The following is a 24,409-nucleotide window of genomic DNA, read 5'->3' on the forward strand; positions in this document are numbered from 1 at the left end:
CATCGCCCGACTCACCGAGCAGGGCCGGGCTCTCGCGGGGGCTGGGCCGCGGTCGCGTGGGCCGGTTTCGCCGGGGTGTCACGGGTACACGCACTCGACTTCTGGAGGCGCCTGTGCAGACCTTTTTGCCCGAGCCCGGTTTCGAGGCGACGGCGCGGATCCTCGACGACCGCAGGCTCGGCAAGCAGCGTGTGGAGACGTTCCAGGTCCTGCGGGCGCTGGTATGGCCGACCTACGGTTGGAAGCATCATCCGGCGGTGGCGATGTGGCGGGGGTTCGTTCCGGCGCTGGTCTGCTACGGCGTGGCGATGTGCACCGAGTGGACGCGCCGGGGGTTTCGCGACACGGTGGCTCCCCGGCTGCTGGAATTCACCGCGGGGCGGGTTCCGTATCGGCCCGAGTTGTACCGGGACGGTCTGCTGCCGCCGTGGCTCGGCGATCCGGACTTCCATGCCGGCCACCGCTCGGTGCTGATGACCAAGGACGAGGAGTACTACCGGCCGCGGTACGGGACGCGAGCCCCTGCCGGCCTGCCGTACGTGTGGCCCCTCCCGCGCTATCCCCGATGGCCCATGCGGATCCGGGTCGCATCCGCGCACACGTTGGGCCCGGCGCTGCGTGCGCTGGGCCGGGACGAGGCGACCGCACCGGAGCGGGAGGCGTTCGACACCATCGCCCACGGCCGCGACTTCGAGGTCGAGGCGTCGGACATGGAGGGCCGCGACCTCGCGCTGTTGGCCGGATTGGCCCGGCCCGGACCCACGGTGTGGTTCACCGGCGCGCCCCTGCCGGACGAGACGACGGCCACGGACGCGACGCCGACGCGGCCCCCCGTCCGCGGGGACGCGGCCGTACGGGGAGGGTCGACTGCGCGCGAAGCCGGTGCCGCGGATCGCCGCGCCATGCGCGAGGAGGCGCGGGCGCCTGCGCCGGTGCGGTTTCTGCGGCCCGGCCGGTCGATCGCCGCGCGGTGGGGGCGACCGGGCCTGATCGTGGTCGACCACGCCGCCCACCCGGACCGCGTCCCACGACCGACTGGGGTGCCGATCCTGCGGCTTCGACCGGCCTGAGCGGATGCTCACGCCGTTGCTCGGCGGACCCGTAGTTCCAGCGGGTGAGCGAGCGGACGACCGTTTCGGCGCCGATGGGGTTGGCGCTGTGGACGAAGATCGTTCCGAAGCGGAAGGGCCGTCCGTCGAAAGCGGCTTCCTCCAGAACGGTCAACACGGGCAGGATGCTGTCGTCGTGGGCCGGTCGGTCCCACCGAACTCCACATGTGCAACGTGGGCATCCGCTCCGCCGGGATGCCACGACCGCGGGTTCGCGTGTGTGTCGGGCAATCGCCGCCCGCCGGGGGCGCGTTCCGAACGATCCGCACTCGGGCGTGCGCGCTCCCGCAGGGCGCGCGAGGGCGTCCACTTGCGGCGTGTTTCGGATCGTAGTGGGCCGAACGCTTCGATCGCGCCGCTACTCCGAGTATTTCAAACCAACTTGATGGGTAGCCCAAGGGTGTGGCCACATATTCGGCCACCCCGAAGTCCTCCATCGCACGCCGATCCGATGAGCCACTCGATCGGAGCGGACCGGGGCGCGACGCGTGGACCAACCCACCCGCTCAAGCGACAGGGAGCAAAGCAAGCCATGCTCATATGGCCTGCCGGCCGGTTGTCCGACACTGAATGTTGCGGCCACACAAAGGAGTTCGAGTCACCGAACCACGTGGTGTCTCACAGGTTCTCGGCCTTGCCGCTGCCCTGTCCGAAAGTTTCCCACGCCGCGTACCCCGACGGGGCGACTCGGACTTCGCGGTCGCGATCACCGTCGTCACAAGTCCACGCCGGCGGATTCGCGCGATGTGGCCGCCGGTTGGGCGCGAACCGTGAAGTCGGTCACGGCCGAGGTGTCGCTCCGGTTCCTCGGGCCCGAGGAACGGATCCGGTACGCGGCCGCCGGCAGGGGGGCGGGATCGGGCCCGGCACGCTACCCGCTCACCGACACCGATCGGGGCAAAACACCAGCTCCGGGCGTCGGTTGCGGCCCCGGACCGGCGAGCGGCCGGCGGCCCCCGGCGACCGGGAACCGGATCCGCGCCGCGAACTCCCCGCCCGCACCTTTGTCGACGCGATGCGCACGGTCCCCGACGTGACCGGGATCGGTGTGGACGCGATGTACGGTTCCGCCGCGGCGGCCGAGACACACCGGCACGCCGGGGACCAAGTCACCGTCGGGAAAATGGACTTCGACCCCGCCCGCCCGCAGGACACCTGCGCGTACGCCATGGCCCCCCTCCTCCGCGGCGGCAACCTCCACGAACCCCGAGCCGCCTCCGGCCCGCTCGGCTGGGCGATGCTCCACCCGACCGTCCGCCCCGTCGCCCGCGCGCACCGCGGGCCGCGCGGGGACGACGTCCGCGTGGACCGGATCGCCCACCTCCGGTCCGAGCCCCTCGCAACCCACGAACTCCACGGCCACGACGAACCCTTGGCCGAAATGTGCGCCCGCCCGCTTGGTCGCCCGCGCGTCGAACCGCTGATCTCCAGCGCGCGGCGGTACGCGGTTCACGCCGACGGGACCGAGCACGACGCACGCGAGCGCGTCGATGCGCACTACCTGCACCCGGCCGGAATCGACGCCCGCGACAAACCGGCGACGCCGTGGCGGGACCGCCGCGAGGAGCAGGTCCGGCGCGAACGTGCGAAACAACGGCGTCGACACGCACGGCAGCGACATCGGCGGCATCCGACGCCCGCAGGTTCGAAGCGGGCACGCGGAGGGTTCCGCCGGTAGGCCCGGCGCCCCGCGGGCGAGACGTTCCTCCCGGTCGCAGTCTCCGGAGACACGTCGTCCGGCAGCGGGTGAGGCAAGAGGAATGACAACAGCGAGTCCACAGGAAACGCAGTAGGTATGGCAACCGGACAGGCAGCAGAAAGGGCAACCCCGGCCCCCGAGCGGCGGTTTGGGGTTGTTCCCCACGGAATCCCGCACACCCACCGCGCGTTCGGACGAATGCACAAAGCCCCCTCACCGAGGATCGGGGCGTCGTCTCCACAGGCGACAGGCCAGGCGATGCCCGGGCCGACGGAGCAGGCCACTCCCCGACGCCTACGGGGCCTGGAGGTCGGACGGCGGGCACCTCCCGCCGGCCCGCTCCGCGACACGCTTCGACAACCGCCATCCCCGCCTCCGCGACCACCGGGAAAGCCGGCCGACCGGATCAGTGGCGAAATCGTCCCACCCGAAAGGTCGCGCAGTGCAGGCCCCCAACCCCTTCTCCCCTCTCACCCTCGGAGCCGGCTCTCTGCTCACCGCGCTCGTCGGCGTACCCATGTGGATAGCCGTCGGCCTCTTTCTCCTGGCCGTCCTGTGGATCCTGGCCGCCGCCATCCCGGCGTGCACCGCGTGGATCAATACCCGGAGTCGCTGCGCGGATCGCCGTCGCCACTTCACCGCGCTGGAGAACGCCGCCGGTTCCCTGAGTCCCCAGGAGCGCACCGCCGCGATCACCGAGGCCATCCGGATCCAGGAGGCCACCGAGCCCGCGGCCACCGAACCGCCACCACCGCTCTCAGGCAACCCGGTGGACCCCTGACACGTCGTGGCTCCCGACGCGTGCCCGCCTCGGCCGCTCGTTCGGGGCCGCGCGCGGCAGTGGCGATCGGGGCGGCGTTCGCCGGTCGTAGCCGGCCCTTTGAACGACGGCCGGGCACGTGCCGCGACATGCCCGGCCCGGTCGGACCGGCCATCGTCAAGGCGTCAGCACGATCTTGCCGCGGGTGTGGCCCGTCCGACTGGCGTCCCAGGCCGCACCGACCTCCTCCAAGGGGTACGTCGCGGCGACTTCCACGGTCAAATTTCCCCGGTCCACCAACTCCCCCAACTCGGCGAGCTTCGCGCCGTCCGGGCGCACCCAGATCCAGTGGCCTCCGTGCTGGTCCACGCTGTTGTCGGCGGTGGACGCGTGCCGCCCGCCCGGCGCCAGCACCGCCAAAGTCGTGTCCAACTGCCCGCCGACGAAGTCGGCGACGGCCGTGATTCCCTCCGGCGCCAGTTCGCGGACCCTTTCGGCCAAGCCGTCCCCGTACACGACGGGTTCGGCACCCAGCCCGCGCACGAAGTCGTGATTGCGCTCGGACGCCGTCCCGATGACTCGTGCCCCGCGTTCGCGCGCGATCTGAACCGCGAGGCTCCCGACTCCTCCCGCCGCGGCGTGGATCAGCAACGTCTGTCCGCCGCCGATGTCGAGTCGCTCCAGTGTGCGCAGCGCGGTCAATCCGGCCAGCGGCAAGCCCGCCGCGCCTGCCCAGTCCAGTGCCGCCGGCTTGCGCGCCACGGAACCGGCCGTGACGGCCACGAGTTCGGCGTATGTACCGCCGTGCACCATGTCCTTGCGGGCATACGACATGACCTCGTCGTCGATCTCGAACTCCGGCGTGTCGGGTCCGCGCGCCACGACAACCCCGGCGACGTCCCATCCCGGGATCACCGGGAACACGGCGTCCAGCATGCCGTCGAGGCCGCCGGCCATGAGCTTCCAGTCCACCGGATTGACGCCGGCCGCCCGCACGGCGATCAGGACCTGCCCGGGTCCGCACTTCGGATCGGACACCTCCCGCACCGCCAAGCCGGAGTTGTCGGTGCCATAGGCGCTGTACGTCACCGCTCGCATGCGAAGGGCCTTCCCTGTCGGAAGTCGCGGAGCGCCGTGGTCGACGCCCTCGGTAGCCGGGATGATCACCGGACGGCTCCCCCGCCGCTCGCCGGACGACCACCGCACATCCACGCGGAAGGCGCCGCCGATCGTGACGGTGGACGTCACCCGCTCGAATCGCCCGCGCTTACCCGGGTCTCGGCCCGCACAATCGCCCCGCTCCGACCCGCGTGGCGGATTCACTCGCTCCGCGAGGCCGCCACGCACAGGAGGACGCACGCCCCTCCACGCGTCGCGATCGAGAGCCCGCCCTCGTACCCTCTTCCACCTCTGGTCCCTCACGTTCATCGGGATACCCGCAGGTCCCGCGCTTGCCGCAGATGTCGCACGGCAAAGATCGCCTGCCCTCCACCACCGCCTTCATGCGCCCTCGTCCGTGGCCGGCGACCGCATCACCGTGACGGGCACGGTTTCGCACCCCGCAGCCGGCTCGGCCCCGATCGCCCGGATACGGTCGGCAGGACCGGGTAGTCGCCGTGAATGGCACGAAGGCAGCAGTTGATCGACGCGGATCCCGCACATGTGTGGGGCGTGCTCGCGGATGCCCGGCGGTACGCGGAGTGGGTCGTGGGCACCCGGCACGTCGAAAGGTTCGACGATACGTGGCCGCGTCCCGGCGCTCACCTGGTCTACGCGATCGGGCTCGGGCCCCTCACGTTCCGGGACGAGTGCATCGTGCGGTTGTGCGTACCGGGCGAGCGGTTGGAGTTGGAGGCCGTGGCCTCCCCTTTCGGAACCGCCCGCATCGGCATCGAACTCCTGCCCTGGGACACCGCGACCCTGGTCCTGGTGGACGAGCATCCGCTGCGTGGTCCGGCCGCGCGTCTGCACGGCCCGCCGGGCGAGGCTCTGTTGCATCTGCGCAACCGCCGGATGTTGCGCAACCTCGCCCGGGTGGTGGAGAAGGAGCCGCGAGTCGCCACCGAACGCGGAGCCTCGGCTTCGAAGGCGGCCACCGGGGACACCGATGACCCACGACGCTGACGCGGTGGTGATCGGGGCCGGTCCCAACGGACTCGTGGCCGCCAACATCCTCGCGGACCGGGGGTGGCAGGTCGAGGTGTTGGAGGCCCGCGCGGTGCCCGGTGGCGCGGTGCACAGCGACCGCGGGGTACATCCGGACTTCGTGAGCGACACGTTCAGTTCCTTCCACCCCCTCGCGGCAGCCTCGCCGGTGATCGCCGCGTTGGACCTGCACGAGTTCGGGCTGCGCTGGAGCCACGCTCCCGCGGTCCTGGCCCATCCACTCGGTGACGGCCGGTGCGCCGTGCTGCGGCGCGGTGTCGACGCCACCGCGGCGGGACTGGCGACCGACTTCGCCGCCTCCGACGCCGACGCCTGGCGGCGACTGTCCGCGCTGTGGGGGCGTCTGGACCCGCATGTGGTGAATGCGCTGCTCACCCCTTTTCCTCCGGTACGGTCCGGTCTGGCGCTCGCGGCACGGCTGGGTGTGGCGGACGGGTTGCGGTTCGCACGCATGATGGCCCTGCCGGTGCGCAGGCTGGGCGAGGAGGAGTTCTCCGACGTCGGCGCCACCATGGTGTTGGCGGGTTGCGCCCTGCACGCCGATCTGTTGCCGGAGGCGGCCCCGAGTGCGGCGTTCGGGTGGCTCCTGGCCATGCTCGGGCAGCAACACGGCTGGCCCGCGCCGGTGGGCGGCGCCGGTGCGCTGGCCGACGCGCTGGTCCGGCGCCTGACCGCGAAGGGCGGCGTCGTGCGGTGCGGCACGCGGGTGACGACGGTGGTGGTGCGCGGCGGAACCGCGCTGGGCGTGCGTACTGCGGACGGCGACGCGGTACGGGCCCGCCGGGCGGTGCTGGCCGACGTCCCCGCACCGACGTTGTACGGCGGCCTCGTCTCCTGGAACGATCTGCCCACCCGATTGCGCGACGACGTGCGTCGATTCGCCTGGGACCCGGGGACCTTCAAGGTCGACTGGGCACTGAACGGGCCGATCCCGTGGACGGCGCCGGAGGCGGCCGAGGCCGGCACCGTACACGTGGCCGCCGACCTCGCGGAACTCTCCGACTACGCCGTGCAGGTCGGCTCCGGGCGACTGCCCGCACGCGCGTTCCTGCTCCTGGGACAGATGACCACCACCGACCCCACCCGCTCACCCGCGGGAACGGAGTCGGCATGGGCGTACACGCACGTTCCCCGACGCGTCACCGAGGACCTGGGCGGGCGCCTGACCGGACGCTGGGACACCGCCGAGACGGAGGAGTACGCCGACCGCGTCGAGCGGCGGATCGAAACGTTCGCACCGGGATTCCGCGCCCGAATCGCCGCACGGCGCATCCATTCCCCATGCGCTCTGGAAGCGGCGAACGAGAGCCTGGTCGGTGGTGCCCTCAACGGCGGGTCCGCCGCGCCCCACCAGCAGTTGGTCTTCCGCCCCGTCCCCGGTACCGGCCGCGCCCGCACGCCGATCCGCCGGCTGTACCTGGCCTCCTCCTCCGCCCACCCCGGCGGCGGCGTACACGGAGCGTGCGGCGCGAACGCCGCCCGAACCGCCCTGAACACCGACCGCCGCGCACTCACCCGCATCGTCGGCCGGCGATACTAGGACACGTCCGATCGATCATGTGACCCGCAGTCGAGTGGCGGGATCGACTGGGATGTCTCGGTCGGCTCCACGATCGTGGCGGCGCGCTCCGAACGGACGCGAGCACCGGCGTCGAGTGCGCTCCAGGTTTGTCGAACACACGGCGTGGCTTCTCGGCGACTTGCACCCTCGCGCGACCGCTCGGTCCCCACGACACACTCGCCGGCGAGCCACGGGGGGGAGCGCGGTGCGGAGGGGCTCGGAATCGACGCTTCCTCCCCGTCCGACCGGCGGTCGGGCGGGGAGGAAGGCAGGGCCATCGGCGGTGGATCAGCCCTTGTCGGGTACCGCCAGGATGCACAGCAGCGAGCAGGCCACCGCGGCGGACGGCGCGGTGGTGCTGCGCGGGGTGCCGGCGGGCGAGTTCGCGGCGACGAAGCTCGCGGACGCGGTGTTCTTCAGCGGCAGCGCCAGCAGCAGGGAGTCGCAGTGAACTTGGCGGCTGCTCCCGGCGGCGAGGGTGAACGTGCCGGCGGCCTGCCGACACGCGGGTGTGGTGGGGTCGTTGACGGTGACGGAAGCGGCGTCCACGGGGCCCGCGTTGGTGACGGTGATCCGCCAGTGCGCGGTGCCGAGCAGGCCGAGTAGGCCGACGGGACTGGTCTTCGCCCAGGGTCCGGGTCCGCCGGGTGCGCAGTCGCGCGCGTTCGGGGAGCCGCAGATCTCCTTCTCCACGCTGACCTTGGGTTGGCAGCCGGCACCGGGCGTGACGGCGGTGGTGACGGTATTGGACGTGAAGGTGCCGGTCGAGTCGGTGCCGGTCGCGGTGTTGCCGATCGAGGTGGTCGCGCAGTCGGCGGTGACGGTGGTGCGGAAGCAGATCTGTGGCGCGTCACCTCGGTACTCGACGACCAGCGCCGGGTGTTTGTCCGTGCCGAAGTCGTCCGCCGTGGTGAGGACGAGTTGCGCGGTGACGGTGATCGCGGGGTGCGCGACGGGGTCGATGCCGGTGAGATCGACGGTGCCGTCCGCGGCCAGGCCGGGGGCGGCGATCACGGTGCCGTCGGGGTCGGTGACGCTCACGCGGGACGCGGCCGGGTCGACGTGCGTCATGTCGATGCCGGTCAGCCGGGCTCGGGTGTAGCCCTGGATGTTGCCGCTGCCGCCGTCGCAATAGAAGTCGGCCGGCTTCAGCGTGACGCTCGCGCCGCTGTGCACGCAGGGGCTGGCACCGGTGGTCGGGTCGAGGGAGAACAGGTAGCCGGCGTCGCCGAGGCCGATCAGGCAGCGGGAGGTGGCGTCGTAGGTGTAGCCGTAGTCGCGGGTGGCGCCGCCGTTGACGCCGGGGTGGGTGGCGGGCAGCGGGAAGCCGGCGCAGGGCGCGGCGAGCGTCCAGTCGTGGCAGATCGTTCCGCCGGCCAGGCCGCCGCCCCAGGCGGGGAAGTAGCTGCGGGTCCCGGCGGGGGTGGTGACGGTCTCGGGGCTGAAGGTCAGGGTGTTGCCGCCGAGGGAGGAGAGGGTGGCGGGCGCGGCGTGCGTGGAGCCGTCCAGCCCGTAGCAGGTCGTCAGGACGTTGGGTCCGCCGGACGCGCTGGTGCACACGCCGTCGGCGTGCCCGGCGGTGTCGTAGGAGGCGAAGGCGTCATAGGTGTAGTAGGCGCTGCTCGGGCCGGCGGTGTGCGCGGTGGTCCAGCCCGCGCAGGTGGCCGCGGTGGTGGTGTCGAAGCAGCCGAGAGCGGGCGGGCCGGACACGGTGGAGCCACCGCCCTGCGGCGAGGAGGACGCGAACACGCGGTTGCCGACCGTGGTCAGGCCGCCGAGGTAGAGGGCGGAGGGGGTGTTGGGCAGGTCGTGGTTGGCGGCGACGATCGGCGCGTACGGCTGGCCGGCGCACGGGGTGCGGGTGGCCAGGGTCAGGCACAGCACCTGTCCGGTGTTCGCGACGCCGTACAGGTTGTCGCCGACGCGGACCAGGCCGGCCACGTTGTTGGCGCTGCTGGGCGATCCGCCCATGGTGGCCAGTGGGGCGAAGCCGCAGTTGGCGTGTGTGGCGAGGTCCAGACAGCCGACGCCGACGGCGGTCGTGGTGACCGCCGGGTAGAGCAACTGGTCGGGGTGGAGCGGGTCGAGGACGTACTGCGGGGTCAGCGGGCTGCCGATGTCACCGGTGGCGCCGCTGCCGAGCGGTCCGGGTGTGGTGTTCAGCGGGCGCGGCCACGGACCGCCGGTGCAGGGCTGACCGAGCGTCAGGTTGAGGCAGACGGCCTGCGGGGCGTTCGGCGCGGCGTGGTGGTAGATGTTCCAGGACTCGATCTCGCCGCTCGACGTGCGGTGCAGTACGGGCGTGAACCCGTCGCCGCCGGTGGGTTGCGGGGTCGGCTTCACCGGACCGAGGGCCAGGGTGGCCAGCGAGGTGCCGCCGGCCAGCGCGAGGGAGTTCTCGGCACGGACCGCGGTGGTGGCCGTCCCCGGGTCGGTGCCGGTGAAGGTATTCCCGTCGGTGGACCAGCTCGGGGTCCACCCGGGCGGGACGCGCAGCGAGCCCGGTACATAGGTCTGGGAACCGCTCGCGCCTGCCAACGGGTCCGTCACGGAGGCCGGGGCGGGAGTGTCGCCGGCGGTCGCGTTCCGGTAGCGGACGGTCCAGTCGAGGGTGTCCCCGTGCTCGACGGCCGTGGCCCCGGGGTGGGTGACGTCCCGGACGCTCTTCACCAGCGTGGACGGGGCATCGGCGGCGCCGGCCGGGGCGGGGGCGCCCAGGCCGAACATCAGCAGTCCGGCGGCGATCAGGGCGGCCGTGGCGGCGCGCTTCGGACGGATCGCGACGGACGAGCGGGTCAAGGTGAGCCGACGGGTCGGAACGGACGAATATCGACGCGGGCTTCTCGGCACTGGGTCCCCACCTCGGATCGACGAAGGGCCTGACGGGATGTCAGGCGGCCGTGGATCAGGCTAGGACGGCAAAGTATCCGCACCGGTGCCGATTTTTCCTATTGGTCACATGGTGAATGAATATGATTATTTATCGACCGGCCGTACGAGCCGGCGAAGCAGCCGTCTCGACACTGGCGGCATCCGCTGTCGCCGCCCCGTTGATACTGGCGAGCCCCGCCGCGTCCCACGGGTTCGTCACCGGCCCGGCCGGCCGCTCCGCGCTGTGCGGAAACGGCACGGTCAGGAACTGTGGCCAGATCCAGTGGGAGCCCATGAGCGTCGAGGGCCCCAAGGGTTACCCGTCACGTGGCCCGGCCGACGGCAAGCTGTGCGCCGGCGCCGACGCTCGCTGGTCTCCGCTCGACGACCCGCGCGGCGGCAAATGGCCCGCCACGGCCGTGACTTCGGGCGCTTCCACAACCTTCAACTGGAAGATCACGGCACGCCACTCAACCAGCACGTTCCGGTACTACGTCACCAAGCCGAGTTGGGACCCCGCCACACCGATCACCCGCGCCCAACTGGAGAGCACGCCGTTCCTGACCGTGCCCTACCAGGGTGCGCAGCCGGCCGCGCTCACCTCGCACACCGGCACGCTGCCGGCCGGGCGCACCGGCCGCGCGGTGGTCTTCGCCGTCTGGGACGTGGCGGACACCAACAACGCCTTCTACTCATGCTCGGACGTCACATTCTGACGTCGACGTGAGCACGGATCCGGCGACACGGCCCACGGCCCGCGCCGCCGGATCCGTGCGGTCCGACCGAGCCGCCGGATGCTCGCCGAGGTGCCGCCCCGGCGTCCGACACTCCCACCCGCAACGGCACTTCGACGGTTGCCCTCGGGGACGGAGGCCCACCCGAATCGACCGATCCCGCGCCGGCATCACCGTCCATCCGGCCGCCGAACTCTCCGACTACGCCGTGCGAATGGGCTCGGGTCGACTGCCGAAACACCCGTTCCTGCTCCCGGGACAGATGACCACGACCGATCCGACCCGCTCCCCCGCCGGAACGGAATCAGCGTGGGCCCATTCGCACGCCCCGCGGCACATCGTCGAAGACCTCGGCGGTCGTCTCACGGGAGGCTGAGGCCCCTCGGAGACCGAGGAATACACCGACCGCCTGGACCGGCGCGTCGATTCCTTCGCCCCGGGGTTCCGCGATCGGATCACCACACGCCGCATCCTGTCCCCCTCGTCGAGCGCCGGACCGCGTCCGCTGGGCCCGGCGCGTCGAGGGAATCCGTACGCAGGGCGGCTCCCGACCCCAGGCCCACGCGGGCGCGGGTCGGCGCCGTCGTCGAGTCCTGGCCATAGATGACCTTGAGCGGGGCAGACTCACCCCCGGGAATGGCACCACACCGCCCCCGCCGGGAGGCGAGACCCACTCGCCGTCCAGGCTCGCTCCCGATGTCTCGGGTCGGCGGGGGCGGGTTCCCGCCGCGATGCGTCGCGGTTGTGGTTGTTGTCGTTACGGCACGAAGGAGTGCCGGTGGGGAGTGATCCGGTGAGCGAACGAATTGGACTGGCCGAGGTGTTGGCGGCGGCAGAGGGTGCCGCGCCGGTGCGTTCCCTCGATGTCGTGGCACGCAACCTGCGCGAGCGCTTCGACGCGCGATACGTGTCCTTCCTGTTCGTCGACGTCGTCGGACGACGGCTGCTCCGGGTCAACGAGGCCCCCGATACCGACCACGAGCACCACACCGAAGAGGTCCCCCTCGCCGGCCGCAGCGTCTACGACGAGGTCCTGCGCGCCCAGAAACCGGTCGTGATGCCCCAGGGCAAGCAGGGGCACCGGGTACTCGCCCCCGTCACCAACCGCGGCGACACCATCGGTGTCCTGGAGCTGTTCCTCACCCACGTCACCGAGGACGTGCCGGCCCAGGTCGAGGAGGCCGCACACGCGCTGGCGTACATCATCGTCACCGACCGCCGCTTCACCGACCTCTACCACTGGGGCAACCGCACCACCACCGTCAGCCTGGCCGCGGAGATCCAACGCCAACTGTTGCCCTCCGCCCCCACCTGCGAGGCCCCCGAGTTCACCCTCGCCGGCGCCCTGGTCCCCGCCTCCGACATCGCGGGCGACACCTACGACTACTCCGTCGACCACGACACCCTGCACCTGTCCGTCACCGACGCCATGGGCCACGACGTCGACGCCTCGCTCATGGCCACCCTCCTCGTCAACGCCTCCCGAGGCGCCCGCCGGGCCGGAGCCGACCTCGTCGAGCAGGCCCGCCAGACCCACCAAGCCCTCCTCGACCACGGCCGACAATCCTTCGCCACCGGCCAACTCCTGCGCATCGCCCTCGACGGAAGCAGCGTCCGACTCGTCAACGCCGGCCATCCCTGGCCCCTGCGACTGCGCGACGCAACGGTCGAAACACTGCGCCTGGCAGTGAACCTGCCCTTCGGCGTCGTCGGGCAGGGCGCGTACCGCGTACAGGAACTCGACCTGCGCCCCGGCGACCGCCTACTGCTCTACACCGACGGCATGCAGGAACGCCAAGCCCGCACCGTCGACCTGCCCGGCCTCCTCCGCAAAACCGCCGCCGAGCACCCCCGCGAAGTCGTCGGCACACTCATCGCCGCCGTCGCCGACGCCTACGACGGCAAACCACCCAAGGACGACGCCACGGTCCTGTGCCTGGACTGGCACGGCCCCCGACCAGGCCCCGGCCCCCACCCCGAAAACCGACATCCGGACTCGTCCCGAACCTCGTACGGTCAAAGCTGATCATCGATCACGCGGTTGCGCGATCAATCGAGGTGCGGGGGGAAATCGCCGCCCGCCGCGTTGTTCACGTACGGATCCGGGACGCCCCTACGAAGCTTGCGGTTCATGGACCTTCCTTTCGGGGAAACGACCGACGGGTGTCGGCCGCGGATCGAACGACCGACCATCGGATCGAAGGGGATCCGACATGATCCATGTGACCTGATCCGCAAGGAAGTACGTTGAAACACAGGGGAGTTCACTCACTCCTGACTGAATTCTCCGCGGCCGGCTCTCGGACCTGCTCACGGCAGGCCCGGCACACGCGCGATGGGGTCGGTCGGCGTCGGGTGGTCTACGGCAGCCGGGTGCCGATGCGGAGGAGGACGTCGCCCGAGCCGTCAGGGGACGGGTGTGTCGACCAGACCCGTTCGGAGATCGTGGTGCCGCGGGTGGTGGTGTACTCGGCCACCCACAGGGTCGCCCGCTCGTCCGGATCGATCAGCACCTGTGCGGTGGTTCGCGAACCGTCGGCGAACACCAGGTCGCCCGGTACCCTGCCGGCCCGGTGCGGGTCCGTCGACCCGGGAGTGTGCACGCGCACCAACGCGCCGGGATACAGATGTGAGCCGGCGGCCCGCAGGACCGGCCGCTCCGTCGTGTCGCTCACCCGTGTCGTTCCTTCCCTCGGCTGCCCGCACCGCGCGCCGCGGCAGTCGCGTCCCGGCCGTTCCGTGGTGGACGGACGGGCGGGCGGGCGGGCCCGACGGTCGACGGTGATTCCTCGCCCATCCAATGTCACCCGGTGCGGGAACGCCCCCGGTGGTGCGCCCTTCGGGTGGGTGGACCCGCGCGGGTGGACATCGGGGCTCGGGCTCCACGGCGGTGGGGCGCGTGAGCACGGCGCAGGGCCCGCAGTCGACGACCGTGGCCCCGCCGGCGAGTCGCGCCCCGCGCACACCCGGGCGGACCCGGCCGCCGTGGTTTTTCGGGGTCGCCGCAGGAAAGGCCACCGGGAGGCCGCACGCACGATCGCTCGCCGCGCGCCCGGTGTCGGTGTGCGTCAGCTCTCGTAGCGGGCGCTCAGGGTCCGTATCGTCGCGGCGATGCGGTCGCGGAGGGCGGCCGGGGCGAGGACTTCGATGTCCGTGCCCAGTCGCAGGAACTCCCCGTGGGCTTGGTCGATCGACTCGATGGGTACTCGGGTCTGCGTCCATCCGTTGCCCGCGGGTGTCACGCCCAGGTGGCGCGCGCCTCGTGGGGTGAGCCGTACCAGGGCCTGTCCGGTGTGCAGTCGGGTGCGGAAGTCGGCCAGGTAGCCGCGCCAGTATTCGGCCAGGTCGAACCCGTCGATGGTGAACTCATCCTCCAGCGACCGGAGTTCCAGGATCTGGTCGATCCGATACGTGCGGATCCCGGATGGCCCGGCGGCCACCAGGTACCAGCGGCCGGCCTTGAGGACGAGCCCGTACGGCTCCACCCGCCGCTCGATCTCCTCCGGTGCTCGCCAGCGCCGGTAACGCAGTATCACCGCCCGCCGTGCCCACACCGCGGTGGCGACCGCGGCCAGGTGCGGCACCCGATCGGCGGGGTCGTACCAACCGGGGGCGTCGAGCAGGAAACGTTCCTGGATCCGCTCGGCCTGCTCGCGCAGTTCCGCGGGCAGCGCGGCCCGCAACTTGAGTCGGGCGGTGGCCAGGGCCGCGCCGAGGCCGAGTTCGGCGGCGGCGCCCGGGAGTGCGGCGAGGAACGCGGCCTGTGCCTCCTCCGCCGTCAGCCCGGTGAGCCGGGTTCGGTAGCCGCCGATCAACCGGTAGCCGCCCGCGTGTCCGGCGGCTCCGTACAGCGGGATACCGGCGGCGCCGAGCGCTTCGACGTCCCGGTAGATCGTGCGGACGGAGACCTCCAACTCCTCGGCCAGTTGCCCGGCCGTCATCCGGCCGCGGTTTTGCAGCAGCAGGAGCAGGGTGACCAACCGACTCGCACGCATGTGGTCCAGTATCCACTGACAGCAGATGTCAGGAGAACGCCTCTAACCTGCGGCGCATGAGCATCGTCGAATTTCGGCAGTACACCCTGCGGCCCGGTGCGAGGGAGACGTTGATCGAACTGTTCGAGCGCGAGTTCGTGACCGGGCAGGAGGCGGTCGGGATCACCGTCGGCGGCCGATTCCGCGACCTGGACGACCCGGATCGCCTCGTCTGGATTCGCGCGTTCCCCGACCTGAGCCACCGGCGACGCTCGCTGGAGGCGTTCTACACGGGCCCAGTGTGGCGACGGCACCGCGACGCGGCCAACGCCACCATGATCGACTCCGACGACGTGCTGCTGTTGCGGGGGCCGGGTTACCTGCCGAAACCCGGTACCCACGAGGTGGCCGCGACCGTCTGCCACGCCCCCGACGCGGCTGCCTTCGACGCGTACGCCGTCCGGCACCTCGGCCCCGAGCACGCGTTGCACCGCACCGAGCACGCCGAGAACGACTACCCCGCGCTGCCGGTCCGCGCCGGGGAAGACGTCCGGGTCTGGTTCGGCCCGGCGGTGCCCGCACCATGGCCGGTTCGACGTCTGCGGCTGGAACCCGTGACCACCCGGCCTCGAACCCGCACGAGCGGCCGATCCGACATGTGAGCGAACTCGACGCGGGAGTGACGGCCCCGGTACGTCGCAGTCATTTCCGATGGCCTCCCGGGGGCATACCCGGCCACGCCGTGCCGAGGTGGCGGGGCCGCCGCCGCGACCTCGGACCGACTCGTCCACCACGCCGCCCTGCGCGGCCGGCAGCCCCCGAGGACGCCGCGCTCCTGGGTGAGCCGGCGGGGGCGATCGTGATGGTGATCCGACGCACCTACCACGACACGGTTGGGCGGCCGGTCGAGACCGTTGGCATCCTGTCGGCGGCGGCCTGGTTCAGCCTGGTGTACCGACTGCCTGTCGACCCTGGCTGAGGACGGTGAAAGACCGCCCCAACGTTGGTCGGGGCGGCCTCATTTGGTGCGCCGCACGTGCGCCACGTGCGCCGGACATGCGCCGAGAGCGTCGATATACCGGACATCCTCGACATGTTTCGATGGCGCTTATGCCCTGGTCACAACGCTGCGAGGCGCTGACCTCAGACCTGGTTCTCGGCCTGGAACATCCAGCTCATCTTCTCCAGGTCTGCGGCGATCGTGATGAACAGGTCCTGGCTGACCGGGTCCGCCTCCTCGGTGGCTGCGATCCGCTCTCGCATGCGCTCGATCACCGCGCCGTAGACGCCGACGAAGTAACCGACCACGTCGGCGTCCTTGATCCAGCCGGAGTCCGGCTGGGGTACGCCGCTGCCTGCGGTGATGCTCGCGGCCCGGCCGTCGGGGTTGTACCCGATCGCCGAGGCCCGCTCGGCGACGGTGTCCGCGAAGGTGCGTGCCGAAGCGACCACCTCGTCCAACTGGAGATGGATCGAGCGGAAGCGCGGGCCGACCACGTTCCAGTGCGTCTGCTTGGCGACGAGCGAAAGATCCAGCAGGTCGACGAGGGCGCCTTGGAGCGCCTCACCGGTAACCTTGCGCGCATCGTCGGACAGGGGGCTCTTGACGACGACCATGGTGCTACGACTCCTCGGGGTTGGTGTCGATTCGGTCACCGGGTCGGTGGACCCGGTGTACACCGCACCGAATGCCCCGATTCCATCGATAGATACTCCCTGGTGAGAAAAACCACACCTGACGGAGGCTCGCGCATCCGGCCCCCGGGTCGTCGCCACGCGCACGGGTAGGTGGTCGCGGCGGGGCCTTCGCGTACCCTCCCGCAGGCCCGGACAGCCCGAGGCCGCCACGATCGACTCGCGTCCGCCGTGGCGGGCGTCTCTCAACCGCGCGGAACCGCCTCCGGCGCGTCCCCGATATGCCACGTCGGCAGCGTGACGGCGCCCGTATGAGCGAGGCGGAGTTCGCGGACGAGCGCCCGCACGGCGGCGGACGCGGCGAGTTCGGGTGTGGTCACGTAGCCCACCGAGCGGGTGGGGCGTCCGGGGCCGAGATCGGTGATCCGCACAGTGGACGGTGCGGCGGCGAGGGAGAGAGCGGGCATGATGGCCATGCCGTGGCCGCCGGCCACCATGGCCAGGACGGCTCCGTCGTCCTCCGCCTCGATCGTGGCCCTGGGGATCCACTCCTGGATCGCCCACCACTCGCGGGTGTACGAGGAACAGTTCTCGGTCCAGTCGACCAGCGGCAGCGAGCGGGGCGCGGGGTGTCCGGCCGGGTGCACCAGCGCGTAGGGCTCCTCCAGAAGCACGCCGGCGACCAGCCCGGGCGGTGTCGGCGTCGCGGTCTCCAGGGTGGCGATACCCACGTCCGCGCGTCCCGCGACCACCTCTCCGGCGGTGCCGGTGCCGACTTCGCGCACAATCCGCACCCGTGGTTCGATGCCGGGCCGGCGGGCGGCGAGGCGTTCCAGTACCGGCGGCAGCAGGTGAAGGGCGGCGCTGCGGAAGGCGGCGATCTGCAGCGGGCCGTCGGCGGCCTCGTCGGTGCCCGTGCCGCGGGCCGCCGCGCGGGCGTCGACGACCAGGACGTCCAGCATCCGCAGTACGCGTCGTGCATGCGCCGCGGCCGTCGTGCCCGCCGCCGTGGGCCGGGCACCGGTTCGACCGCGTGCGAACAGGACGGCGCCGACCTTGCGTTCGATACCGCGCACGGCATGGGAGACGCCCGATTGTGTGGTGCCCAGCGTCGCGGCGGCCGCCGAGAAACTTCCCGAATCGGCGGCCGCGACCAGAATCCGGAGTTCCTGGGGGGAAAGCTCGGCAGGGTTGGTCATCGGGGCTCCCACCTGCGGACATGAGGGCCGCTCATGGATACGGATCGGTCATGAGGGTAACCCCCTGCCCCGCCCCGGCATTCCTGCCTACGGTGCGTGTCATGAACGCGCTCCTGCCGAACACCACGGCGGTCACCGTCCACCAGATCGCCCGCCCCGACGGCTTCCCCACGGCCGCGCACTTCCGGTTCGTGGAGGCGCCGCCTCCCGAGCCGGCGCAAGGCACGGCGTTGGTGGAGAACCTGTACTGGTCGGTGGACCCGTACCACCGCGAGATGATGGACGCCGAGTTCGCCCTCGACGCTCCGCTGGAGGGCCGTACGCTCGGCCGGGTCGTCGCCTCCCGAACTCCGGAACTGCCCGAGGGCACCGTGGTCTTCCACCGCCGAGGATGGCGTACACACGCCGTGGTCGCCCCCGGGGAAGCGCACGTACTTCCGGACCTGCCGGGTGTGCCCCTGTCGACACACCTGGGCCTGCTCGGCGGTACGGGGCTGACCGCGTATGTGGCCCTCACCCGTATCGTGCCACTGCGCGGGGGCGAGGACGTGTTCGTCTCGGGCGCGGCGGGCGGTGTCGGTACCGCCGTCGGCCGTTTCGCCCGCCTGCTGGGCGCCGGGCGGCTCGTGGGCAGCGCGGGATCGCCGGCCAAGGCGGCGTACCTGACCGAACGGGTGGGCTACGACGAAGTCTTCGACTATCGGGAGGGCCCGGTGGCCGAACTCCTCGCACGGGCCGCCCCGAACGGCGTCGACGTGTTCGTCGACAACGTCGGCGGCGACCATCTCGCGGCAGCGGTCGGCGCCCTGCGGGAACACGGCCGCATCGTGCGGGTCGGCACGATCAGCCAGTACAACCGGCCGGACACCCCGCCCGTGCGTTTCGACCACGCGGACTTCGTGGAGAAGAGCCTGCGCATGGAGGGCTTCCTGGTGCGCGACCACACGCACGTACGGGACGAGTTGTACACGTTCGCGGCGCCCCTCCTGCGCGACGGGCGCCTGGTGTCGGACGAGACGATCGTCGTGGGCTTCGAACGGGTCGTGGAGGCCTTCGTGTCCATGCTGCGCGGCGCCAACATCGGAAAGATGATCGTCGAGGCCGAAGAGTAGGACGGCGATGATCACCGGGTGCTTCAAGCGGCAACGACGGGATTGCCGACGAGAGCGCACCGTTTGCGGATATCCCCGCCCAGTCCGGGAGTTGGCAGATCAGCCGCACGTTCGAGTGACCGCGGTATTGCTTCGGTGGGTGCGGCCCGCCATGCTCGAAGGAGCGCTGACTGTCGGTAGGCAAGGGGGCTGCCATGGGTGAGCATTCGAAACCGAACGACGGGAAGCCGGACGACTCGCCGCAGCCGACCCGGGACCAGGACGGGCAGAATCCGGGCGTGCAAAAGCCCGGCGGCGGCAAGCACAAGAAGCCGTGACCGCGCACGAGGACGCGCTGCGCGAACTCGGCGCCCAAGGCGCGTTCTCCGACGCGCCGTGGATCCGCGAGGCGATGGACGCGGTGCGGCGCGAGGCGTTCGCCCCAGAGGTGATCTGGCGCGACGACGGCGACGTCTACACCCGCGTGGACCGACACACCGATCCCGCCGGGTGGTCCGCGATCGTGGACGGACGCGGACCGGTGGTCACCCAGGTCGACGACGGCGCCGACACCGAGCACGGCGAGACGGCGACCAGTTCGATCAGCGACCGGCTCGCCGTCGCGAGCTTCCTGACCGCGTTGGATGTGCGCCCTGGGCAGCGGGTGTGGGAGGTGGGCACCGGCTCCGGCTGGACCGCCGCGCTCCTGGCCCACCGCGTCGGCCCGAGCGGGCGGGTGGTGACGGTCGAGATCGACCCCGTCCTCGCCGACGCCGCCCGCGCACGCCTGACCCCCTGGACGGACACCGTCGACGTCGTGACCCGCGACGGCGAGCACGCTGCCTCGGACACCGGGGCGGGCGCGGGGTGGGACCGTGTCCACGTCACCGCCGCCGTCACCCGACACCTCCCCCACGCCTGGATCGAACACTGCGCACCGGGCGCGGTGTTGGCGGTGCCGTTCTCCCCGCCCTTCGGATCCGGCGGCCTGCTGCGCCTGGTCGTCGACGAGCACGGCACGGCGAGCGGGCGGTTCGTCAAGAGCGTGGCGTTCATGCCCCTGCGCGGTCAACGCGGCCCCGGGCACGAGGTGTTCGAGGCGATCCGCACCGCATACCCGGCCCACGCCCGCACGCCCGTGGACTGGCACCTCGCCGGAGTGTCCGCGGACGGCAACCACGTCCAGGCGCTGGCGCTCAAGCTTGCGGACGTGCACCGCGCCACGGCGGCGGACGGTGCGAAATGGTGGCTGCACGACGGCAAGGACTCCTGGGCCCTGGTCGACGACACCCCCGACGCCGGACACGCCCTCCAGGGCGGTCCCCGACGGCTGTGGGACGAGGCCGCCGCCGTCATCGCCTGGCAGGACGACGCCCAAATCCACGCCTACGACTTCGGCATCACTCTCGAACCCGACACCCAATGGGCCTGGGCCGGCACACCCGACGAACGCTGGAGAATGTGAACCCACGGGCACGGCGGCGGAGCAGTGGCAGATCGACGCGGCCGAGGGCCGTGTCGGCCCGCAACGGCCGGATCCGAACGGGTTCATCCCCTCGAAGCGATCCCTCGAGGAACGCATTCCCGTGGCGGCACCGTCGTGGGTCCCAGTTCGCGCATACCCGGGTCGGGTCACAGTTCCACCGCGTCCGCGTAGACCAGGTCTCCCACCGTCGGGCCGAACTCGTCGACGGCGAAGTCGGAGCGCATCACCGCCATTTCGTTGATCATCAGGCGGAGGGGTCGGTCCGGGCGGGGATCCGGGAGCGGGACTTCGGCGGAGTAGGTGGGGAAGAGGCTGGTGTCATCGTCGGCGAAGAGGTCGGTGACGGTCTCGCCGAGCTCGAACCAACCGAGGACCGGGTCGGGGACGTCGGGGTCGCGCTGCTCGATGGCGGCCGTCACCGAGGGCGGACTGTTGTCGTCGTGGTAGGCGGGCCCGGTGAGTTGCACGTTCAGCGAGTCGGTGCCGGACAGGGTGAGGGTGCGTTCGGGCAACAGCCGCAGGGTGTCGGTGAGGACGATCGGGGACAGGTGACAGGTCTCCATCGAGCGCGGTTGCAGACGGGCGAGCGCGGGCCGCAGGAAGGGGAAGTAGGCGCCGCCGGTATCGACGTCGATGTCGCAGTACCACCGGCCGGACGGTCTGTCGAAGATGGGCTCGAAGCCGGCCGCGGTGACGGTGAATCCGTCGAAGACCTCGGGCAGCGCCAGTTCCAGCGTGATCGTCGCGCCGGGGAAGTTGCTCGCGGACGGGAGGAACACCGGTGCCGCGCTGCGGATCGGATCGCGTCCCATCAGGGTGATGAACGGGTGTGCCTGGGGCGGCTGTTCGTCGCCCTGCACGCCCAACACCACGGCCAACAGCTCACCGTCTCCCGACGAGAACCACGGCCGCGACAGATAGACCCGGAAACCCCCGCCGCGGCGCCGCCTGACCAGTTCGTTCGGCAGGCTTCCGGAGGTCTCGAACCCGAGGGTGAGGAAGCTGCCCAACACCCGCGGAGCCGCCGGTTTGGCGCTGCCGAGCACGGTGTGCTCGACGGGACCGCCGTGCACGCTCAGGAGTTCCCGTTCGGTGTCCTCGGTGAACTCCGGCGGGAAACAGTCGCCGAACCGGCTGGTCGCCACGGGGGTGAAGGTCACGTCGCGGCGTTTGGTGTCACCGAACTCGCACTTGGCCGGCACCGGTGTCGCCGGTGGCCGGCCCGGTTCCACCGCGAAGGCGAGTTCCTCGGCCACGACTGTGTTGAACGTCAGGGTGTCACCGTCGAGGGTGCTGGGTGAGGCCTCGCTCGCGACCGGATCCAGCGGAACGGCGGCGGCCAGCGGCAGCCGGAACACCGGAGTGGTGACGTCGAGGACGCTCGGGCCCGGCATGGCGAGGTCGTCCACGTTCTCGCTCCACGACGCGATCATGTCGATGCGTTCGGTGCTCGCCGCGCTCAACTCCAGCGAGCCGACGAGGTGTTCGCCGGTCGCCCCGAGCAGCCGGTCGGTCCCGTCGTCGAGCGTCAACAGCGGCGCGACCAAAGGACGTTGCACGGCATGGACGAGCGTCACGTCGTACCACGGGGTCAGCATCCAGTGCCGGTTGGCCCGGGCGGCGGCCATCACGCTTTCGAACCGGTCGGGTTCGAGCGCGTCCCGGCACCACTTGAGCATGCCCATCGTCTTCTCGTTGACCTTGACCCGCGAGCACACCCGCACGGTCGCCACCGTCGCCTTCGGCAGCAGCACGGTCAGCACCCGGGTCGAGGTGTCGAAGACGGGCGGTCCGCTGCCCTCCCGGATGCGCAGGAGGATCGATTTCGGCGCATGCCAGGCCGGCGCGTCCCACGGCAGCGTGAACCCCTGGCCAGCCGGGACGCCCGGGAGTTCGTGGAAGACCACGCCCTCGGCGAGCGGGTCGGGCAGATACGGCAGTTCGACCGTCTCGCCCGTGCACAGCACGTAGTGGCCCTGCGCCGTGTCGGGGGTCGCCGACGGATACGTCACGGACGCCGTGCCGGGCCGGGACGCGTCGTCGAGCGACCCGCTCTCCCGCGACGCGATCGTGTACACCCGTTCGCGTGCGTCGGCGTCGCCCGAGCCGATGGCCTCGTCGAGTTTGCCGTGCCGTTCGGCGCATTGCAGCGACGTCTTGGGCGCGACCACGTGCCGCTCGTCGACCTCGTGGTACGGCGCGTGGGTGCCGCCGGAGACCGGCGGCGAGGCGTTGAAGGTCTCGGCGTACTGTGCCGGGGACAGTTCGGCGGTGCTGCGGATCACCAGTCGGTGCGCCGAGGTCCCTTCGGTGAACGCGACGCGCGGCAGCAGCAGCGGCGGGGGGATCGCCTCGAACCTGCGGAAGACCGACCCGCCCGCGGCCGGCAGTACCAGGACGTCCTGGTCGAGGAGTCCGTCGGCCTCCGCCGCCGTCGGCCCGTTGCCCGCGAGGTCCACCGTGCGGACCCGGATCCGATAGGAGTTCCCGAACCTCAGGCGCGGCAGCGAGCCGGGCCGGGCGCGGGTTTCGATCTCCAACGGCATTGTCGTGGCCGCCGTGTTGGGGATGCGCTCGGGGCTGTCCCCCTTCGCCACGGCCATCCCCGGGTGCGGTGCGGACAACGCCCACCCGTCCCAGGTGACCAGGTGTTCGTGCACGTGGACGCGCTGCGCGGCGCCCGGCGCGGTGACCGGGGCGGCCAGGCTGAGTTGGAAGAATCCCTCGTCGGACGCGGTGTCCAGGTGGTCGCCGGGGCTGCCCGCCCGGTCGTAGGCGATCTCACGCTCGTGCAGCGAGAACCACTTCTGCCGGGTCTCGTCGAAGATGTCCAGGCGGTGTCCGCGCACGAGGTCCTCGGCGGTGAGGACCACCGTGGTGTCCTCGTCGGCGAGCGCGTCCTGCCGGTCGGCGGCCCGCTGGAAGTTCTCGTGCAGGTGCCGCGTGCGGTCGCCGAGCACGAGCGAGAGCCCCTTGGTGCGGACCGTCGGCGGCGCGGCCTCGGCGTCCCCGTCGGTGGCGGTCGCCACGGCGGCGGTCATCAGTTTGAGCGTGACGCCGTCGATGTCGGCCTGCTCGATGGTGTACTCGTCCTCCGGCAGGGCCAGCAGCCCGCGCGCGGGCGGCCCGAACGCGTCGTTGCCGTCCGCGGCGGCGCAGAAGCCCTGGCCCGGAGCGAGAGCGTAGCGCGTCGCGGCGGGGTGGTCGTGCGACGCGTCCCGGCCCAGCAGCGGCTCCCAGGTGGGCACCAGGACGATGGTCCGCTCCCCGCTCGCGCCCGGCAGCTTGTCGACCGGAAGCACGAAGTCCAGCACCAGCCCCAGGCGTCGGAGCAGCTTGGGGTGGTCGCCGAGCGAGGACAACAACTGGTGGAAGTCGACCTGCGGCACCTCCGGTGGCGGTGCGATGTGCGGGCCGCCGTCCGCGACCAGGCCGGCGATCTGCGGTTGCGGTTCGTGGAAGGCGAGGAACGCCTCCTGCGGGCTCAGTTCCGGCCGGACCAGTTCGCCCGGCCGGTCGGCGACGCGTTCGTCGGCGGCGGCGAGTTGCGCGACGATGTTCTCGCGCATGCCCTGCATGGTGCCCTGCATGTCGGTGGCCGCGGCGAACCCGGCGAGGGTGCTCATGGCCTGGCTCGGGGGCATGCTGTCGGGTGACTCGGCCGCGGTGCTCGCGAAGGATTGGCGGGTGGTGTCGGCGAGGTCGCGGGCCGGGTAGCTCACCATGGTGTTCTGCCGGTGGTCGTCGAACTCGAACACCTCCACCGGGGTGCCCTCGGGGAAGAACAGCTGCCACAGCGCGGAATCGCTCGGCTGCCCGGTGCGGGTCAGCGGCACGACCGCGGCTCCACCGTCGAGGACACCGGACTCGTCCCCGAGGGCGAGTGCGAACGTCGCGCCGGCCACCCGGGACGGCCAGTCCCGGAAGTCCGGGAACGCCGCGAGGGTGCCGGGGCCGTCGCTCGTCAGTCGAGGTGCCACGAACACGGACAGGCGCGCCTGCGTCCCGTCGGGGGACAGACCGGCCGGCAGGGCGATCCACTGGATGTTCTGTGCGGTCGTCATGGGCGTGCCTTCCAGGCGGGGTCACCCGGGATGGACCTCGGATCGGGGTGGCCGTGGCGC

At 71.6% G+C, this 24,409-nt stretch carries 18 protein-coding genes; 10 read left to right on the forward strand and 8 right to left on the reverse strand.

Annotated elements, in window-relative coordinates:
- Positions 1–113 precede the first annotated feature (113 nt).
- The gene (locus ACMXN5_RS32590; protein WP_439678486.1) at positions 114–1,070 is read left to right on the forward strand and encodes an MSMEG_6728 family protein; all 957 of its coding nucleotides are present in this window, start codon (positions 114–116) and stop codon (positions 1,068–1,070) included.
- 910 nt (positions 1,071–1,980) lie between these two features.
- Here the strand turns inward: ACMXN5_RS32590 and ACMXN5_RS32595 are convergent.
- Positions 1,981–2,739, reverse strand: a complete 759-nt coding sequence (locus ACMXN5_RS32595; protein ID WP_439678487.1) for a hypothetical protein — start codon at positions 2,737–2,739, stop codon at positions 1,981–1,983.
- 511 nt (positions 2,740–3,250) lie between these two features.
- Between ACMXN5_RS32595 and ACMXN5_RS32600 the strand changes: the two genes are divergently transcribed.
- Positions 3,251–3,589, forward strand: a complete 339-nt coding sequence (locus tag ACMXN5_RS32600; RefSeq protein ID WP_439678488.1) for a hypothetical protein — start codon at positions 3,251–3,253, stop codon at positions 3,587–3,589.
- A gap of 156 nt (positions 3,590–3,745) precedes the next feature.
- On the opposite strand, the gene ACMXN5_RS32605 is transcribed toward ACMXN5_RS32600, so the two are convergent.
- Positions 3,746–4,666, reverse strand: a complete 921-nt coding sequence (locus ACMXN5_RS32605; RefSeq protein ID WP_439678489.1) for an NADP-dependent oxidoreductase — start codon at positions 4,664–4,666, stop codon at positions 3,746–3,748.
- Between the two features lie 522 nt (positions 4,667–5,188).
- Here ACMXN5_RS32605 and ACMXN5_RS32610 point away from each other — a divergent pair.
- Both ACMXN5_RS32610 and ACMXN5_RS32615 read left to right on the forward strand, forming a co-directional pair.
- On the forward strand, positions 5,189–5,692 hold the full coding sequence (locus ACMXN5_RS32610; protein WP_439678490.1) for an SRPBCC family protein: 504 nt from the start codon (positions 5,189–5,191) through the stop codon (positions 5,690–5,692).
- Positions 5,676–7,274 carry a phytoene desaturase family protein gene (locus ACMXN5_RS32615; protein ID WP_439678491.1) on the forward strand — a complete coding sequence of 533 codons (1,599 nt, stop codon included), beginning with the start codon at positions 5,676–5,678 and terminating at the stop codon, positions 7,272–7,274. Before ACMXN5_RS32610 ends, ACMXN5_RS32615 begins: the two co-directional genes overlap by 17 nt.
- 309 nt (positions 7,275–7,583) lie before the next feature.
- On the opposite strand, the gene ACMXN5_RS32620 is transcribed toward ACMXN5_RS32615, so the two are convergent.
- Entirely contained in the window at positions 7,584–10,094 is a 2,511-nt protein-coding gene (locus ACMXN5_RS32620) for a DUF7617 domain-containing protein (RefSeq protein ID WP_439678492.1), read from the reverse strand.
- Positions 10,095–10,267: 173 nt separating this feature from the next.
- On the opposite strand from ACMXN5_RS32620, the gene ACMXN5_RS32625 reads away from it, so the two are divergent.
- Both ACMXN5_RS32625 and ACMXN5_RS32630 read left to right on the forward strand, forming a co-directional pair.
- A complete protein-coding gene (locus ACMXN5_RS32625) occupies positions 10,268–10,882 on the forward strand; it encodes a lytic polysaccharide monooxygenase auxiliary activity family 9 protein (RefSeq protein ID WP_439678493.1) in 615 nt (204 codons plus the stop codon).
- An 811-nt stretch (positions 10,883–11,693) separates the two neighbouring features.
- Positions 11,694–12,926 (forward strand): PP2C family protein-serine/threonine phosphatase, encoded by a 1,233-nt coding sequence (locus ACMXN5_RS32630; protein ID WP_439678494.1) that lies wholly within the window; start codon positions 11,694–11,696, stop codon positions 12,924–12,926.
- Between the two features lie 334 nt (positions 12,927–13,260).
- Here ACMXN5_RS32630 and ACMXN5_RS32635 read toward each other — a convergent pair whose 3' ends face one another.
- Both ACMXN5_RS32635 and ACMXN5_RS32640 read right to left on the reverse strand, forming a co-directional pair.
- Positions 13,261–13,575, reverse strand: a complete 315-nt coding sequence (locus tag ACMXN5_RS32635; RefSeq protein WP_439678495.1) for a hypothetical protein — start codon at positions 13,573–13,575, stop codon at positions 13,261–13,263.
- Positions 13,576–13,968: 393 nt separating this feature from the next.
- Positions 13,969–14,895 (reverse strand): helix-turn-helix transcriptional regulator, encoded by a 927-nt coding sequence (locus ACMXN5_RS32640; protein ID WP_439678496.1) that lies wholly within the window; start codon positions 14,893–14,895, stop codon positions 13,969–13,971.
- A 56-nt stretch (positions 14,896–14,951) separates the two neighbouring features.
- On the opposite strand from ACMXN5_RS32640, the gene ACMXN5_RS32645 reads away from it, so the two are divergent.
- On the forward strand, positions 14,952–15,536 hold the full coding sequence (locus tag ACMXN5_RS32645; protein WP_439678497.1) for an NIPSNAP family protein: 585 nt from the start codon (positions 14,952–14,954) through the stop codon (positions 15,534–15,536).
- 481 nt (positions 15,537–16,017) lie between these two features.
- On the opposite strand, the gene ACMXN5_RS32650 is transcribed toward ACMXN5_RS32645, so the two are convergent.
- Positions 16,018–16,491 (reverse strand): Dps family protein, encoded by a 474-nt coding sequence (locus tag ACMXN5_RS32650; protein WP_395795214.1) that lies wholly within the window; start codon positions 16,489–16,491, stop codon positions 16,018–16,020.
- A gap of 263 nt (positions 16,492–16,754) precedes the next feature.
- Positions 16,755–17,708 carry a LysR family transcriptional regulator gene (locus tag ACMXN5_RS32655; RefSeq protein WP_439678498.1) on the reverse strand — a complete coding sequence of 318 codons (954 nt, stop codon included), beginning with the start codon at positions 17,706–17,708 and terminating at the stop codon, positions 16,755–16,757.
- Between the two features lie 101 nt (positions 17,709–17,809).
- Between ACMXN5_RS32655 and ACMXN5_RS32660 the strand changes: the two genes are divergently transcribed.
- From ACMXN5_RS32660 to ACMXN5_RS32670, 3 genes are all read left to right on the forward strand, one after another.
- Entirely contained in the window at positions 17,810–18,820 is a 1,011-nt protein-coding gene (locus ACMXN5_RS32660; RefSeq protein WP_439678499.1) for a zinc-binding dehydrogenase, read from the forward strand.
- A 194-nt stretch (positions 18,821–19,014) separates the two neighbouring features.
- Positions 19,015–19,137 carry a hypothetical protein gene (locus tag ACMXN5_RS32665; RefSeq protein ID WP_439678500.1) on the forward strand — a complete coding sequence of 41 codons (123 nt, stop codon included), beginning with the start codon at positions 19,015–19,017 and terminating at the stop codon, positions 19,135–19,137.
- A complete protein-coding gene (locus ACMXN5_RS32670) occupies positions 19,134–20,264 on the forward strand; it encodes an rRNA adenine N-6-methyltransferase family protein (protein WP_439678501.1) in 1,131 nt (376 codons plus the stop codon). Before ACMXN5_RS32665 ends, ACMXN5_RS32670 begins: the two co-directional genes overlap by 4 nt.
- A 167-nt stretch (positions 20,265–20,431) precedes the next feature.
- On the opposite strand, the gene ACMXN5_RS32675 is transcribed toward ACMXN5_RS32670, so the two are convergent.
- Positions 20,432–24,349: a hypothetical protein gene (locus ACMXN5_RS32675; protein ID WP_439678502.1), complete on the reverse strand. Its 3,918-nt coding sequence runs from the start codon at positions 24,347–24,349 to the stop codon at positions 20,432–20,434.
- Positions 24,350–24,409: the final 60 nt, after the last annotated feature.

Source organism: Embleya australiensis (assembly GCF_051903075.1).
Lineage (GTDB): Bacteria > Actinomycetota > Actinomycetes > Streptomycetales > Streptomycetaceae > Embleya.